The sequence below is a fragment of the Crassaminicella indica genome (genome assembly GCF_019203185.1).
Taxonomy (GTDB): Bacteria; Bacillota; Clostridia; order Peptostreptococcales; family Thermotaleaceae; genus Crassaminicella; species Crassaminicella indica.
The window spans coordinates 1,732,164-1,748,594 of the sequence record NZ_CP078093.1 but is presented as its reverse complement, the minus strand read 5'-3'; the positions used below and the strand labels follow the sequence as shown (position 1 = coordinate 1,748,594).

Sequence of the window (16,431 nt, the reverse complement as noted above, 5' to 3'; positions counted from 1 at the left end):
TACATCTTATTCTTCATAACTCTTTAAACTTTCTTTTATTTTCTGGATTACTTTTTCTCGCAATTCTACAGGCTCTAAGACCTTTGCACACTTTCCCATACTCAAAATCCAAGTAATGATCTCATCTTCTCCGCTCATATCCCCCTCAAATATAATTTCATTGTCATTAAGCTCTTGAATAATTTGATTTTCAACAACAGGATCTTCCTTTACAAATACATTAAATGGATAAGAAATTTTAAGCTTTATATGCATAACTTCTCCTCTATGGAGTCCATAGCACCCTTTTGTGTATTTACTAAAATCGAATACTGGACTTTTAAAGCGTTCCTCTAATATCTCTATATTTTTTATTCTCTTAATCTTAAAATCTCTTTTTTCTTTACGCTTTTCACAATAGCCTACTAAATAAAAATCTCCATTAGTATCATAATAATAAACATTATAAGGGTGAATTATTCTTACAGAAGTAGTCTTACTATTTACAGAAAAATATTTTATTTTTATCTTCTGACAATTATCCCTTGCTTTCTCTATTTTTCTAACATTTTCAATTTCTTGATCTCCAATAGTCTTTGTATCTTTATTTCTACTAACCCTCTCTATTTCCACACATTTTAATGTCATATTGCTTCTTTCCCTTATTTTATCTAAAGCCATTTCATACTCTTTTCTCAAGTAAAATCCACTTTCTTTTTTAATAAATTTATGTGCTAATACTAAAGCTTCTAATTCCTTTTCATCTAGAAAAAACTCATCCCATATAGTATTTAAAATAAGTTCATATCCACCATGAGGACCTTTAATACCTTTTATATCTATTCCTGGAACTTTTCTTAAAGCACCTATAAGTCTTTTTACTTTATCTTCATTAATATACAAATAATCCGCTAGTCCTTCCATAGTTTGTCTTCCTTTAAATTTTAACACTTCAATAATTTTTAATGCATACACTACATTCTTTATTATTGTATTGCTCATCTTTCCCCTCCTTTACAAATAATACCATATGCATCCATAAAAAAACAGGGCATATATTGCCCTTAATTTTTTATTTTTATTAATTTTTCGGTTCTACTGTAGTCGATAGAGGCTTAAGGCTTAAAAGTCAAATATTTCAATACATCTAATGTTTCGGTTCTACTATGATCGATAGAGCTATAGATACTTTAGGAGAATTATTTCAATACATCTAATGTTTCGGTTCTACTATAGTAAGTAGCAATTTCTTTAGGTGTTACAATTATTTCAATACATCTAATGTTTCGGTTCTACGATTACTATGGGGACACAAATACTTACTATCCTATCTCATTTCAATACATCTAATGTTTCGGTTCTACCAATCCTGCTAATTGTGTTCCGGAGTATGATGACTAATTTCAATACATCTAATGTTTCGGTTCTACTGTATGGGATGGTCATGATTATCAAAGAATTGTCCTATTTCAATACATCTAATGTTTCGGTTCTACGATTGAGAAAAAATGAAGTATTAGAATTACAATAATTTCAATACATCTAATGTTTCGGTTCTACTGTAACTGCAAAATATAAAGCCAGAAGCACATTAATTTCAATACATCTAATGTTTCGGTTCTACTTGCGTTAGGGCAGTTAAAGAGTAATAATGTATTATTTCAATACATCTAATGTTTCGGTTCTACTATAGAAGAAAATTTTATAATTGATTCAGTTGAAATTATTTCAATACATCTAATGTTTCGGTTCTACAAACATGGCAGTTTGTTGCTACAACTAAATAACATATTTCAATACATCTAATGTTTCGGTTCTACTTGTATCTCCAGTATTACTACTACTATTACTATTATTTCAATACATCTAATGTTTCGGTTCTACTTAGGACTTGAAAACTACACAGCAGACGAAATAAAATTTCAATACATCTAATGTTTCGGTTCTACGAAATTTATGTAAATGGTGAAACGATTAAAAGTTGTCAATTTCAATACATCTAATGTTTCGGTTCTACTCGATAATCGCCCATACCATTTGTGCAAATAACCAATTTCAATACATCTAATGTTTCGGTTCTACCATTGAAAAATAAGGATTTATTAGTTTTAGTATATACAAACTTTCATGTATTTTCAATTATTTTAGCTATTTTTTCATAATGATTTTGCTTTTAATAAATTCTCTAATAAAATCATCTGGAAAATTAGTAATTTCAGACATTATACGGTTTTAAACAATTTCAATCTCTATGAAATATCATTCTTAGAATTCTCTATCCATCTCAAAGTATCCATATCCTATTGATTTTTTTGCACCGATTCCATTAAAATTTAATGCTTCTTTAAAATTTTTTTTCACAAATTCCTTTACAATTTGATAATTACATAATTCTTTATTAATGTTCTTTATATTACTTTCAATTTCTTTACTTAATTTTTTATTAGCTAATATTTTATCTATTCCTAAATTAAATTCGAATGTAATATCATCATCTGTACTATCTTTCATCAATACTAAAAACTTTATGGGCTTAGGTGTATCAGTATCTAATGGTAGTACATTTTTTTCATAATAATTACTATGATGTGGTGTCATCACATCCATTTTTATTTTGAAACTTTTTACAGGAAATGCATCCATAAAGATTACTTTTCCTTTCGTATTTTTTCCTCCAAAAATTTCTGTAAAAATTTTATAATCTTTATCATTTTTTTTGCAATCATCATTACAATTTTTATCACAATTTATACACTCTTTAAAATATTTTTGTATAATATAATTTCTTAAGGTACCTTTTATAGCAGACCCTGGTATATAAGGTATTCCATATATATGATGCAAAGTAATATCTGTTTCAAATATAGAATGATTTCCTAACCCTATGATCAGCTTGTCATCTATTCTTGCAGAAAAGTTCAGCCAATCATGTGTTTCTTGTAGACTTTTTTTAATGCAATTATACTCCTCACGAATAGATTTAAGTAATTTTTTTTCATTTTCATTTACTGAATAATACATATACTTATCCATATTTGAAATACTAGTAAATTTATTAATTAAAAGCGATTTATTAATATTTTCTCTTTTGTATTTGTCTAAACATTTCATTAATGAATTGTATGTATAACATCTTTTTAAATTTTCTTTATCTTTTTTTTCTTTACTTTCTCCACTCTTATCCTCTTTTTTACTCTTTATTTTATTCTTCACCTTCAATCATCCCTTCAGCAAATCTTTTAATCCAACCAAACAACGACATCATTTCCTTAGTTAATAATCTATATTCTCTTTGATCTAAATCTGTAACTGCCTTTATATATTTTTCAATCACTTTTGTATCTTTTTCATTTTTGTCAAAATCAACTTCTTTAAAACCTTCAAAATCTTTAATTTTACTATTTTGTTTATGCCAATGGATGATATTTTTCAAAACCTCTTTATGATGAAGCTTTTCTACTTTTGACCAATTAAAAACCAAAGTAAGTATAAGTCCATTTTTTTGAATCAAAGCAGGCATCTTTTTTACTAAAGTTTTATAATTTTTATCCATTTTTTTATTATTGCAAACATTCTTAACTTTTTCTATTGCAAAGCTCGCAACTTCTAAATTTATATTTTTAATTTCAGACATAACTATCCCTCTACTTTCCTAACATCTTTACAAATCCTTTTCCTATAGTTGCATTTCCTCCTACTTGAAACACTTTATCCACATTTTTCTTGAAATATTCCAGCACATTATCTGCCGTTTTAACATCTTCATTTTTAAATGAAGGTGAACCTAATACCATAAAATAAAGAATCGTTTCTGCTGGTAAATACTCTTCTGTAAAAAGTGCAGAATCTTTTGTTGTTCCAGTCTTAATATTTATTCTATTCCTTGTAATAACTTCAGTATACATAGTAACCAAATCCTCAAAATCTGAATCTGATATAATAGTAACTCTACTAACATCAATTCCTATATTTTTGAAAATATCAAAAATATTACTTTTTTCTTCTAATCGTTTCTTTTTTTCAAATATATATTCTTCTAAAACAATTTTTTCTTCATTACTATTGCTTATAAATTCTCCATCATCTAGTTTCATATTAAATTCGTTTTTTGTTTCTTCATTTTCAAATTCTAAATCTTCTATCCATCTTTTGATTATATAGGGACAAGTAATAAGTTTAAAAATATCTGTAGTCGATTTAATAGGAAAAAATAATAACTTTGCATCCGTAAAACCTATAGCACTTGCATAATCTGCCTCATCTTCTGAACCAAATATAGTATATAGCTCTTTTTTCTTTTCCTCTGCTTCTTTTTTCTTTTCAATTTTTTTATATAGACTATACTTTATAGAACCCTTTAAGCTAGAAGCTTCTATTTTTGGTATATTAGAGTGTCTCTCTCTTTGTATAGGCATATCTACAATTCCAATATTTTGTCCACATCCTGCATGGATAGGTGTAATTGCTTTAATATAGATAATTTCTTTTGTTTTATACATTTTATATCCCCCTTATATTTATTAAATACTCTATGAATTCCTACTATATCCCAATTTTTTCAATCCTTCTTCTATTTTATCTATCGTAAAAACTTCAAGTTCAGCTGCTTTTGCTGCTCTAAATGCTTGTAGCTGATTTTTGAGGATTTCATCTTCATTTTTAAAATCGTCTAAAGTTTCTTTGTAATAAAGAGGCGATAATAATATAGGCATACCAAATACACCTGATAATCTATAAGTTGTATATTTGTGACTTTTAGCATTATCTCCTTTCATACCACCTGATTTACATTCAAAGTTAATAATCTTTCCTGTATCTGTTAATAAAACAATATCTAACTCATCAATTATATGATTAGGCTTTTCTTCATCATTAAAATAAATTTTCAAACTAGTCTCCATACCAATGATTTTGTGATTATTCTTTATTATTTCATAAATTTTATAAGCTGTTAGTTTTTCAAATATATATCCTGCTGGATATGATTTTTTAATTTCTTCTATATCTTTTGTAAAGTATTTTGTATCCTTCAGTTCCTTATGTTCCTTTACTAATATATTAAATAGCTCTTTTGCAAACATTTGTCTTTTTTCTCCGCTTTCAAATGTATTGATTTTTAACAAAAGATTTCTAAAACAATCATTATATTCTTTTCCATCAAAGCTTATTTTATATTTTCTTCTACATCGTTTTTCTTGTAATTTTACAATTTTATATAATGCTTTATAAAAGCTATATTCAGCTTGTTTTTCGTTTTCTGTACTTACTCCCTCTTTTTTTAATATCATAGTACTCTTTATTTTCGTAGAATTACATTTAAATCCAACCAAACTTAAAGCTTTATCAAAATTAAGCAAAGAAGCTTTATATGATATATCTTCATAATTTATTAGTTCCCCTTTATAATTGTTATAGATTAGTTTTTCTGTATTTCCTTCTATATATATCACACGATCCTTCTTCCTATTTTTTTCTCTTATTAATTCACTGATTGCTAAAGCAATAGTTCGTTGTCCTCCTGTTACATTCCAGTAAATTACTTCTTCATCTGGTAATTTATCTATAATTTTTTCTTTTAATTTTTCTTTTATATCTCCTAGATCATATATATTACTAAGTTTTATATCCTCTTCAAAAATATATTCATCTCCAATAGTTTCTTTTAACTGCTTGTCCCATTTGTGTGGTTTAATATTTATATTAAACTTTGGTAAAATATCTTTATGGAATGTAATGTTAAAAATTTTCTTTGGTCTGTATTTTATAATCGTCAAATAATTAGTAATTTGATTAAGTGTTGAACATACAACTAGATTAATCGAACTCTTTTCTGTCATTTAAAAATCCCCCTCTAATATTACAAACTGATTGAATCCTTTTGGATTATTTCTATTAATTTTTTTACATATTTCTTTTTTTACATTTTTTTTATTAAGTCCTTCTACCAAAAGTATAGTTCCTGCATCATACCCCTTATACATTTTTCTGGCACTTCCTTTTCCCTGCATATCGTAACCACCAATATGTATAGGTTTATCATTAACCATTCCTAAGAGTTTTAAATCTCCTTTAAAAATATCTTTTACATCTTCATCAAAAAATGTCTCACTAGTCAAGAGTATTTTAACTTTATTAGAATTTATTTCTTTTAATCTTTTCTTGTGAAATTTGTAAATTTTTTCATTTATATGCTTTTCAAATTTGCAAACCTTATTTTCTCCTCCTAATTTTAAGTATCCTTGTTCTAAATTATCAAAATCTATTCCATTATAGTTAGTTTCTAAATATTCTCTATTGATTTCATATTCTACAACATAAGACCAGTTATTATTAATAAATTCTGTCTGCTCTATTCTATACATGTTCCCATGTTTTATGGATTTTGTATTCTTATTTATTCCTATTCCTATTTTGTAGTTTTTAATAAAAATTTCATTTTCATCTTTTAATTCAAGCCTTATACCTTGCTTTTTTGCATAAGCATCATAAATATTTTTTATGTTAATATATTTATTGCTTACTCTTTTATAATTTTTATCTTCAGGACATTGTAAAAAACATTCAAAGGATAGAGAATGCAATTTAGAATCTACTTTTTTAAATTCTCCGAAAACTACATCCCCATTTTCATTAATAAACAAGTCCAGTGGAGCTTTGATATATGCTTTTTTATTTTTTTCATCCCATAAATAAACCTGCTGCAAAGCCAATATTTTTTCATGATCATAATTTGCCTTTTTAAAAAAAGCTCTTCGAAACTCATCATTATGAGCTAATAAAGCAGTGAAGATAGCTCCAAAAAATACAGATGGATAAGGTGTATTTTTACTCCGTATTACCTCATGAATATCAAAATTAAATTGATTTCCATCTCTAAAAAAAGTATTATCACAAGGTTTTATCTTCAATAAACTTTTCATTTTTCATTCACCTCTACTTTATTTAGTTGAAAATCAATTTTAGATAATTTTTCGTTCATATGCATAATATTAATGATGTTTTTAAAATCAATATTTTCTGAATTTGCACTAATCTGTTCTCTATTGCTGTAAATAATATCTTCTATAAAGTCTACAAAATTTTGAATATACTTATCTACCACTTCTTGATCATCTTTTTCTTTTACATTTTTACTTCTCAATAAAAACCTTCTTAATTCGCATTTTGTAATATCCAAAAACGATCTTAACTCCTCAAAGCTCAGATTATAATGCTTTAGCAAGGAAAGCATTTTTTCAAAATGATATATATAAGAAAATGACAATCTATTTTTTATAAGTTCAAAAGACTTAATAATTTCTAGTAACCTGTTACTATTCTCTCTTTGTAAATAGCATGTAATTTCTTTACTATTGTTTATAATATATGTTATAGCCATACCATTTTTTTCTATCTCTTTTTTCTCAAATCTTTTTTTTACCTTTTCTAGTTCTGCTCTTGTTTTTCTTAAAACATAACTCATTGGATCTTTGCATTGCCCAATCGTGATACTCATTGAATATGTCACATACTCTTCGTACTCTTTTGGGACTTGTTCTTTAAAAATTTTATCTATTATCTCTACAACACGTATAATTTCTTCTTTAGGCATTACTCCTAAAAAGTCATCTCCTCCTGAATAAATAATTTGGCAAGCTGTATTTTTCAATGCTTCTACTAAAACACTTCCAAATTTAATCAATATCCTAGAAAAGTCCTTTTGATATGTCTTTAAATCTTTTCTACCATCTAAATATTCACCGCTCATCAAACGACCTAGATTATCTATATCAAATTGAATAAAACAATATTCATAACTTGGCAGACTTACTTTCTCATCATTATAAACATCATTCATAATTTTTCTTATACTTTTAAGTCCTTCTAAGATTTCTTTTAAATCCTTCTTGCCTTTTAGCTCACCTTTTATCTTTTTTAATTTTTTTTCTAAATCTTTTTCTATTCCTTGATTTATTCCTGTCCTATGAAATTTATTAATTTTCTCTAATGTATTAATTATATTGTCTATTTCATTTGGATTATAATATTTATCTGCTTCTAAAAACAATTCACTTAATTTTGCTGTTATTTCTTTTATTTTTTCTTTATTTTTTCTCTTCCAAGGTTCTATAGCAATTGTATCCACTGATAAAAACTTATTTTTATCCGCCTTATTTCTTTCTTTGTAATTTCTTTTAAACAAACACAACCTACATAATTCTTCTTTATCCTTTGATTTTTTATCAGTAATATTTCTTTTCCCACAAATTAAACACTTTTTTTTCCCTTTTTCTTGAAGGTTTTGATCAAATTCATAAGTATTTTTCAAGCTTTTTATAAATCTTGTCAATTCTTTATAAGCTTCATAATATCCATTATTTTTTATTTGTTCTATTGCCCAGAACAAATAAAATACTTCTTTTAAATCGCACTCATATTCTTTTGCTACAGATTCATTAACTTCTTTATATATTTTCTCTTCTATATCATTTAGATCTATTATCTCTGGTATTTCAAAAACTATATAATTAGAATAGTCCACGCCTTGTATATCTTGATAATTTGGATAAATAACCTCAATGTTTGCATTCTTTCCTTTTATGTATTTATAGACGTTTTTCATTAGATTCGATATAATTTTACTACTATTATATAAGTCCAAAAGCTTTTTTGACTCTTGTATATAAGTCTGTACAGGTCCTATAGTTACCCCCAATAAATAACTCATTTCTTTTCTCCTTTAGCTATATAAATTAACTTATTAATATACTTATCTACATAACTTATATTAGCTTTTTCAAACTCTTTATAACTATATTTTTCTTCTTGTTTTTTTCCTTTATTTTCTTGTTTACATAACGCTTGTAATTGATAGTTAATATTCAATTCTTTAAGTATTAAATATTTATTTTTGCTATTTTCCCAAAATGACACAACTACAGGTGCTGCAAACCTGCTATTAGATCTATAATTTCCTAATATATTTTTATCTACTCTATATTTATAAGGAATTCCTTCCCTAAAATCTTTTCTTCCTTTTATATTAAAACATAGTCGATCATGAGTTAATTTAGAAATATATTTTATTAATTCTTTATATCTAATATTCTTTTCGATTTTTATTATATGAATCTTTTCTGCATAAGGATAATTCAATTTATATTTATTGCTGAAGTCTTTTATGTTTACAATACTCAATCTATCATGCTTATCTTTATATATATCTATTTTCCTCATTTTGTAAAATTTATCACAACATATTTCTTCAAGTTTTCTAAATATATCTACAGCACTTTTACTTATTAACTCACCATACTCTTTATATTGGCTCTCTTTTTCCCCCTCAATTCTAATAATTTTAAAGGAACCAAAACCTTTTCTACTTCGTCTCCCTAAAGAACCTATAATAGATGACAAAATCAATAATATCATGTACATATCTAATTTTTCTTCATCTCTTCCAAACATGTATAAAGTTACTTTTGTTTTCGGTGGTATAGCTTTCATTTTTACACTTTTTTTATGAGGCAATACTTCTACTTCTTCATTAAATACTTTCATTGATTTTAATTTCAATGATATAGGTGATTTTTTCTTTAAACTCCCAAATAAAATTTCTTCTTTATTTTTCATATCATCTACATCCTTAAAATCATATAGTTCTCTAAAAATATTCCTCATAAGTGCTTTTAATTCTGGTATTCTAAATTCTGGTTTTTCTGTATTATTCCCAAAACTTAACATATGGGTAACAATCTCTAAATTTATTTTTACTTTTTTCAAATTCCTCCCCCTTTTTGCCTATTTAAATCTAACCCTACAACACTTTCTATTTGTTAAAAATTTATATAACAATCATTTCCATATATTCTCTTTTATATAATATTATTATAAAATTTTCCATTTGTCGACTACATTTACCTTTATTTGATTTTTAGATTTACGCACAAAAAAAGATGTATATCAATCTATACATCTTTTTTAAATGTTTCGGTTCTACCATTGAAAAATAAGGATTTATTGGTTTTAGTATATACAAACTTTCATGTATTTTTAATTGTTTTAGCTTTTTTTCATAATGATTTTGCTTTTAATAAATTAAACTGTTTTAATTCTAGTTGTAGTGATTTTACCATTTATCTTGTTCACATTTTTAATTTTCAATGTTGGATTATGCACACCACATGCATCCATAATATCCTCAAGCACTTTGAATTCTTTTCTCTTAATCACTATTTCAACTTTATACCTTTTATCCCCATTATTTCCTCTAGCTATAAAATTATTTACAGTATAGCCTGCTTCTCTAAGTCTTTCAGCTATTTGTATCATCTTATTTTTATTATTAAAAAATACATCGACTTCCAAAATACCAAGTGCTAAACGCTCTTCAAGTTTACCTCCAATAAAAACCCCCATAGTCTTCCCTAATGCATAAGCAATAGTAAAATGAATTCCCTTTGAACTATTCATTTTTGCAATAACTGTTGCAAAAATCATCGCATCTACAAATACTAAAATATAAACTGGATTCATAATTTTTTTCGATATCAATATAGTTTTTAATGTCGCTAAAACATTTGTAAAAGCAGTCGTTAAAAACACACCTACAAGTGCAAATATTATACTGTTTGTCATCAAATCCCTCCTTTTGAATTTTTGTTCGTTTCTTGCTTATCCTAAATCATTATTTAATTCATATCATCTATTTCAAAACAAAAAAACTAACATCACGATTTTATGTTAGTAAATAATCAGTTATTTAAGTACATTTTATAATTAAACCTTACATATTTTCTATCTATAGGCAAACAACTTCAAAATGAAATATAAAGAACAGTTCATTCCACCAGATAACTTTTGAAAAAACAAAACTTCATTCCATGAAAAAATACTAAACCTTCAAAACTCACTTCGTTCAAACAATGAAGGTTCTTAACGTATTTTTCATGTAATTTCAGTAAGTTTTTTTACAAAAGTTATCGAAGTCATTCACTTATCTTTATATATTTCTTTTTTTTATGTTGATGTTGTTTACCTATATAGCTAGGGGTAACAAAAGATATTATAGAAAAGATCCTTCATTGCTTGAATGAAGTGAGACATCTTTATAATAATTTTGAAAATAATGATAAGCTTATTGCAAAAAGTTATTTGGTGATACATTCCCATATTTTTCTAAATAACAAACTAACTTTTTAAGTATATCATATATAGTTAAAAAGTGCAAATCTTTTTTTCATTTAACACAATAAAAAAAGATATTTCCTTCATTTAGAAGTACTCTATCTTTTAATCTATCATTTTTTCTCAGTAACTGCCTTTAACATCTCAATAGGATCATTATCTGGTCTATAGCTTTCATCTATATATAATTTTTCGATTTTATTATCTTTAACAATTACGTTAATAGTCTTACTTGCAGTATATCCAATTTCGCTAATGATCATATATGACTCAAGTGTTTTATCTGTATCTTTTCTCGCATACTTTCTTAACGGTGTATAAACCTTTAAGAAATCTTGAAGCTCGTCTATACCTTTCCCTTCAAATTTAGCCTTTAGTTCTTTTTCAGCATCATCTTTATTGTTTTCTAAATCATATGGAAAATCCTTCTCTTTTGCTTGTTTTTCCATATTATTACTATAATCATAAAATAAAGTATCATAAGTATATCCTTCTGTATTTATTTCTCCATTAAATGCATCTAATTTTGCATTAATCACCTTATCATTTTTTATGTATAAATATAAAGCTGTTGAATCTTCTTTTTCTGGTAAAGAATATACATCTGTTTCATCTGTTATATTCATTTTTTCATCTAAAAATAATACGCTAAATGGATTACTTTTTAGGTAAGCTGCATAATCTGCATCCATCTTTGTAAATTCCTTTAGAATTTCAGGTTTTTCACTCACTTCAGAAAAAGTATATCCTAGTGAATCTGCTTTAGAGGTCTTCATGCTCTCTACTTTCATACTACTAGCCATATCTTTAACTGCTTCTCCTCCACAAGCTGCTGTTGTGACCATGACTGCACTCATAAGTCCAAGTGCTATGAATCTTTTGTAATTTTTCATTATTGCATCTCCTTTCTCTAAATGTTATCAAATCTGAAAAAAGTATACCATATAGAGAATTTGAAAAAGTTACAAAAAGGTTAAAATCGCAGCATTTTTTTTAACACATCCTTTAATTGAACAAGCTCCTCTTGAAGTCTAGCAACATCTCCTTTTGTAGCTGGACGATTATATTCTATATAAAAATCTCTTGATCTATATGATAAATCATCTATAAAACAATTCATATCACTTGCTATTAGCTTTGCTTTATTTATTTGATCTTGTACGGTTTTCATTTTATTTAAAACAGCAATCTCTACCCCATTTTTAAGCTGGATCATAACATATTTTTCTTTTTCTGTTACTTTTTCAATATCATAAAGGTTAATGTATCCCTTAGCTCCATCTTTTACAAATTTAGGTTTTCTCATTTTAAAAGGTATTAAAAGTAATCTTTGGTGGAATAAAATAGGTACACTTAACCGTTGATGTAAGACTTGTCCATATTTTTCTCTACAAGCTTCAATATGTATAGTATAGTATCTAGCAATAATCTTTAATACTGTTTTCATCGTTCTTTTATCTATAAAGCTTCGTCCATCTTCTGTAATCAATTTTGTAACATTCCCCATATTGAGTTGATAAATAGGAATCAATGCACATATGCCCACTTTTATAATGTTATCAATGTTTTTCATCTTATCACCCCTCGTTTTGTCGAACATATGTTTTGTTTTATTATACAACTTGTTCTCATAAATGTCTATCTCTACTTTTGTAAGATAATGGAGTTTTTTCTGAATAAACCTATTTTTCATATGTTCTTTTTATAGCTTCAATGGATGAATTTTTATAAATGCAAAAAATATATACTTCTTTAATAAAAAGTAGCTTGGGATTCCCCAAGCTACTTTTTATTAAATGATTTCATCAATATCTGTTGTAACAATTCTTGCAGAATCAATACCTGTTAGCTCACCACTGTTGGTTTGAAATATGTTCTTATCAATTATTACCTGCATTGCTGATTCTACTTGCTCTTTTGTCAAATCCTCCTTTGCATTGTCTACAGATATTTTTGTAGTTTTGCCACCTTGATTTTGAAAAATCATCTCTAATCTCTTTGTTAACAATCATAACACCTCCTTTTCTTATTTGCTTTCTGACTAAGCTTCTACTATTTCTTTTTCATCTACCCTTTCAACTTCAAGGGCTTTGCTGTTTTGCAGCCCAATCAAGGTAGTTGCGACATCATAGATGTCTTGATCCTTCGCAGTAGGCTTGATGTTTGAATAGGTTCTGCTTCTCTTTTTTTCATTTCCATTGTCATCCATTCCATTACTAAAAGTAATCTTTAGCTTTGAAGGACCCATTTTTACACTTACTGCCATATTTATCTCCTCCTTTCATTTATATAGATGATATTTTTTAAAAAAGTTTAGTATCAAAAAATAAAAATATCTGTTAAATTAATTGCTATCATATTCTCCAATAAAAAAAGATCAGACTCATACACTTGCTTAAGCCTGATCTTTTCATTATTTTAATGCATCCATCAATATTTTTTTATAGTTTAAAAAGCTTTCTGTAACAACAATATCTTTTTTCCTCGGTCTTTCAAAACTTATTCTTACTTCTTTTAAAACTCTTGCAGGTCTTTGACTAAGTACATAAATTCTATCTGATAAATAAATTGCTTCCTCTATATCATGAGTAATAAAAAGAACTGATCTTTTAAATTGACGCCATATGTCAAGAAGCCACTCCTGCATTTTTGAACGATTAATTGCATCTAATGCTCCAAATGGCTCATCAAGCAGCAAAAGCTCACTATCTACTAAGAATGTTCGAAGAAGTGCAGCCCTTTGTCGCATCCCACCTGATAATTCATTAGGGTATGCTTGTTCAAATCCTTCTAATCCAAAAGTATCAAAATACTTTTTTACCTCTTTTTTTGCCTCTCTTTTATTTTTTCCTTGAATTTCAAGAGGCAATATCACATTATCTATGAGCGTTCTCCAGGGCATTAGTAAATCCTTTTGGTGCATATAACTTGCTCTTTGATTAGATTTTTCTAAAGGTTCTCCATCTATTTCTACTAAACCTTCATATGCTTTCTCTAATTTTGTAATAATATGAAACAAAGTACTTTTTCCACAGCCACTAGGACCTATTATGGAAACAAATTCTCCCTTGTTTACATATAAGTTGATATTCTCTAATACCTTTAAGACATCTCTTTTGGAAATATAATCCATATGCACATTAGTTAACCTAATTTTAGGTGTTTGCATTTCTTTCTACTCCTTATTCTTTAGGTAAAAATTCATTAGTAAATGCAGCGTCTATATCAATTTTCTTTGCAATTAAAGCTCTATCGAAAAGCCAATTTGTATAATTTTCCCATACTTCTCTTTTCTGAATTCCCCATTGGCTTGCCTCTGCCTTATACTTATCACTCAAGAATTTCTGACTTTCAACAACTAACTCCTTATTTAATTCTGGTGCGTATTTTAATAAAATATCAGCAGCCTCAACAGGATTTTTTATAGCATACTCATATCCTTTACTTGTAGCTTCCATAAATTTCTTTACTAAATCCTTCTTCTCATTTATATTTTTTTCATTAGTGATAATAACAGGTGTATAATAATCAAGAGCAGAATCTTCTTTTCCTAAATCAATATAATTTAGTTCAATTCCCTTAAGCTTTGCTTCAATCCCTGTCCATCCTTCAAAAATCCATGCAAAATCAATATCCTTTTTACTTGAAGCAAAAAAATCTGTTGCCCCACTAGTAAGGATTTGAACTTTTTTTACATCTGCTCCATGCTTGTCCATCAGTGCCTTTAACGTTGCTTTCTCGATAGGAGAACCCCAACCACCATATCTTTTTCCTTCAAAATCCTTTGGTGTTTTAATCCCCTTTTCTTTCAAAGATGCAAAGCCTGATGTATTATGCTGTATAACTGCCGCAATAGATACCACAGGAACATCTTCTACTCTAGCTAATGTTACTTGCTCTTGATAGCTTATACCAAACTGTGCTTTATCTGATGCTACTAGCTGTTCTGCAGTTCCTTCTGCTGGTTGAATAATTTCAACATCTAGTCCCATATCTTTATAATATCCTTTATCCTTTGCAACATAAAGACCTGTATGGTTTGTATTTGGCGTCCAATCTAGTGTTACCGTAATTTTTTGAAGTTTATTATCTTCCTTTTGTACTTCCTCTTTCTTCTCGGCACAACCTGATAAACCTAAAACCATTACCAATAGAACGATCAATAAATTTTTTACTTTTTTTAACATGTAAATCTCTCCTTTGATTTGTTTGCTGATTCCACGGCATAATTTTTTTTGAAACTCTTTCAATCAATTGAAATATGCCAATGCTTAAGATCACCACGACAAATATATCTGCAAATAAAGCTGCTATACGAAAAGAGTTCATGGCACGAGTCATATATACTCCTAAACCACTTTTAGCTCCAATCCATTCTGCCAAAACAGCACCCATAATGCTGTAAGTAGCTGCAATTTTCAACCCTGAAAAAAATGCTGGCAGTGTGGCTGGCATCTGTACCTTTATAAATATTTGAAAAGGCTTTGCACCCATAACCTTCATCAAATTGATAAGATCTTGATCTACAGTCTCTAGTCCTTCTATAACACTTACAGCAATAGGAAAAAAACAAACCAACACAACAATTACAATTTTGGGCAAAATCCCAAATCCCAGCCAAATCATAAAAAGAGGTGCTAAAGCAATAATAGGAACAGTCTGGGATATGACAAATATCGGATAGATGATTTTTTTCAGAAGTTCATACTTATTCATCAGTCCTGCTGCAAAAATTGCAAATATAGTAGCTATAACAAAGCCTATACTAGCTTCAACAATAGTAGTTTTTGTATGTTCCCACAAAATTTGCCTATATTCGATCAAAGCACTTATTATAGAAGATGGTGCTGGAAGTATATATTTTGGTATATTATATATTTTTATAAGTATTTCCCATAAAATAATTAAAAAAACAATAAAAGCAATGGGTAGTACTTTATCTCCTGTATTTTCCCACTTTTTCATGCATAGTCACGCCCTCTGGTTTATAGTCAATTTTTACCATAGAAATAACTCTACTGGCTCCTTCTTCTACACAAATTTCCTGTGCTCTTTTTACAATGTCTAAAAGCTTATCTAAATCTCCCTCCATGGTAGTTTCCATAGGCCCTACTTCATACTTTACACCACTTTTATCAATAAGCTCAATCACTTTGTCTACTACGGGATATATCCTTTCTTCTAAAACTACAGGCAAAACCTGTATACTTACGTTTACATTTGCCATTTTTTCGCTCCTCTCTAAATCTTTAAAATTTTTCCAACAAAAAAATGCTGCTCAGAATA

Annotated in this window: 17 protein-coding genes and 1 CRISPR repeat array; all 17 genes read right to left on the bottom strand. The window is 27.6% G+C overall.

Features of this window, described 5'->3' with window-relative positions; all coding sequences use genetic code 11:
• Positions 1-6 precede the first annotated feature (6 nt).
• On the bottom strand, positions 7-981 hold the full coding sequence (locus tag KVH43_RS08205) for a helix-turn-helix transcriptional regulator (protein WP_218282073.1): 975 nt from the start codon (positions 979-981) through the stop codon (positions 7-9).
• Between the two features lie 133 nt (positions 982-1,114).
• A CRISPR array of direct repeats spans positions 1,115-2,061; the repeat unit is 30 nt; unit sequence ATTTCAATACATCTAATGTTTCGGTTCTAC.
• A 183-nt stretch (positions 2,062-2,244) separates the two neighbouring features.
• On the bottom strand, positions 2,245-3,192 hold the full coding sequence (cmr6, locus tag KVH43_RS08200; RefSeq protein ID WP_218282072.1) for a type III-B CRISPR module RAMP protein Cmr6: 948 nt from the start codon (positions 3,190-3,192) through the stop codon (positions 2,245-2,247).
• Positions 3,182-3,613 (bottom strand): type III-B CRISPR module-associated protein Cmr5, encoded by a 432-nt coding sequence (gene cmr5 / locus KVH43_RS08195; protein ID WP_218282071.1) that lies wholly within the window; start codon positions 3,611-3,613, stop codon positions 3,182-3,184. The genes cmr6 and cmr5 overlap by 11 nt, the downstream gene beginning before the upstream one ends.
• Positions 3,614-3,623: 10 nt before the next feature.
• Entirely contained in the window at positions 3,624-4,478 is an 855-nt protein-coding gene (cmr4, locus tag KVH43_RS08190) for a type III-B CRISPR module RAMP protein Cmr4 (RefSeq protein WP_218282070.1), read from the bottom strand.
• Between the two features lie 30 nt (positions 4,479-4,508).
• Positions 4,509-5,816 carry a Card1-like endonuclease domain-containing protein gene (locus KVH43_RS08185; protein ID WP_218282069.1) on the bottom strand — a complete coding sequence of 436 codons (1,308 nt, stop codon included), beginning with the start codon at positions 5,814-5,816 and terminating at the stop codon, positions 4,509-4,511.
• Positions 5,817-6,899 carry a type III-B CRISPR module-associated Cmr3 family protein gene (locus tag KVH43_RS08180; protein WP_218282068.1) on the bottom strand — a complete coding sequence of 361 codons (1,083 nt, stop codon included), beginning with the start codon at positions 6,897-6,899 and terminating at the stop codon, positions 5,817-5,819.
• Positions 6,896-8,686, bottom strand: a complete 1,791-nt coding sequence (locus tag KVH43_RS08175; protein ID WP_218282067.1) for a Cas10/Cmr2 second palm domain-containing protein — start codon at positions 8,684-8,686, stop codon at positions 6,896-6,898. Before KVH43_RS08175 ends, KVH43_RS08180 begins: the two co-directional genes overlap by 4 nt.
• The gene (gene cmr1 / locus KVH43_RS08170; RefSeq protein ID WP_218282066.1) at positions 8,683-9,741 is read right to left on the bottom strand and encodes a type III-B CRISPR module RAMP protein Cmr1; all 1,059 of its coding nucleotides are present in this window, start codon (positions 9,739-9,741) and stop codon (positions 8,683-8,685) included. Before cmr1 ends, KVH43_RS08175 begins: the two co-directional genes overlap by 4 nt.
• A gap of 315 nt (positions 9,742-10,056) precedes the next feature.
• Entirely contained in the window at positions 10,057-10,596 is a 540-nt protein-coding gene (locus KVH43_RS08165) for a DUF5698 domain-containing protein (protein WP_218282065.1), read from the bottom strand.
• 662 nt (positions 10,597-11,258) lie between these two features.
• On the bottom strand, positions 11,259-12,038 hold the full coding sequence (locus KVH43_RS08160; RefSeq protein WP_218282064.1) for a hypothetical protein: 780 nt from the start codon (positions 12,036-12,038) through the stop codon (positions 11,259-11,261).
• 80 nt (positions 12,039-12,118) lie between these two features.
• Complete coding sequence (locus tag KVH43_RS08155; protein ID WP_218282063.1) at positions 12,119-12,718, bottom strand: competence protein ComK; 600 nt, start codon at positions 12,716-12,718, stop codon at positions 12,119-12,121.
• 219 nt (positions 12,719-12,937) lie between these two features.
• Complete coding sequence (locus tag KVH43_RS08150) at positions 12,938-13,153, bottom strand: DUF2922 domain-containing protein (RefSeq protein WP_255547714.1); 216 nt, start codon at positions 13,151-13,153, stop codon at positions 12,938-12,940.
• A gap of 33 nt (positions 13,154-13,186) precedes the next feature.
• Positions 13,187-13,411, bottom strand: coding sequence for a DUF1659 domain-containing protein (locus KVH43_RS08145; protein ID WP_218282062.1), 225 nt, complete (start codon positions 13,409-13,411; stop codon positions 13,187-13,189).
• Positions 13,412-13,558: 147 nt separating this feature from the next.
• Positions 13,559-14,314, bottom strand: a complete 756-nt coding sequence (locus KVH43_RS08140; protein ID WP_420829628.1) for an ABC transporter ATP-binding protein — start codon at positions 14,312-14,314, stop codon at positions 13,559-13,561.
• Between the two features lie 13 nt (positions 14,315-14,327).
• Positions 14,328-15,332, bottom strand: coding sequence for an ABC transporter substrate-binding protein (locus KVH43_RS08135; protein WP_218282061.1), 1,005 nt, complete (start codon positions 15,330-15,332; stop codon positions 14,328-14,330).
• Positions 15,232-16,110, bottom strand: coding sequence for an ABC transporter permease (locus KVH43_RS08130; RefSeq protein ID WP_218282060.1), 879 nt, complete (start codon positions 16,108-16,110; stop codon positions 15,232-15,234). The genes KVH43_RS08135 and KVH43_RS08130 overlap by 101 nt, the downstream gene beginning before the upstream one ends.
• On the bottom strand, positions 16,082-16,372 hold the full coding sequence (locus KVH43_RS08125) for a thiamine-binding protein (RefSeq protein WP_218282059.1): 291 nt from the start codon (positions 16,370-16,372) through the stop codon (positions 16,082-16,084). The genes KVH43_RS08130 and KVH43_RS08125 overlap by 29 nt, the downstream gene beginning before the upstream one ends.
• Between the last annotated feature and the right edge of the window lie 59 nt (positions 16,373-16,431).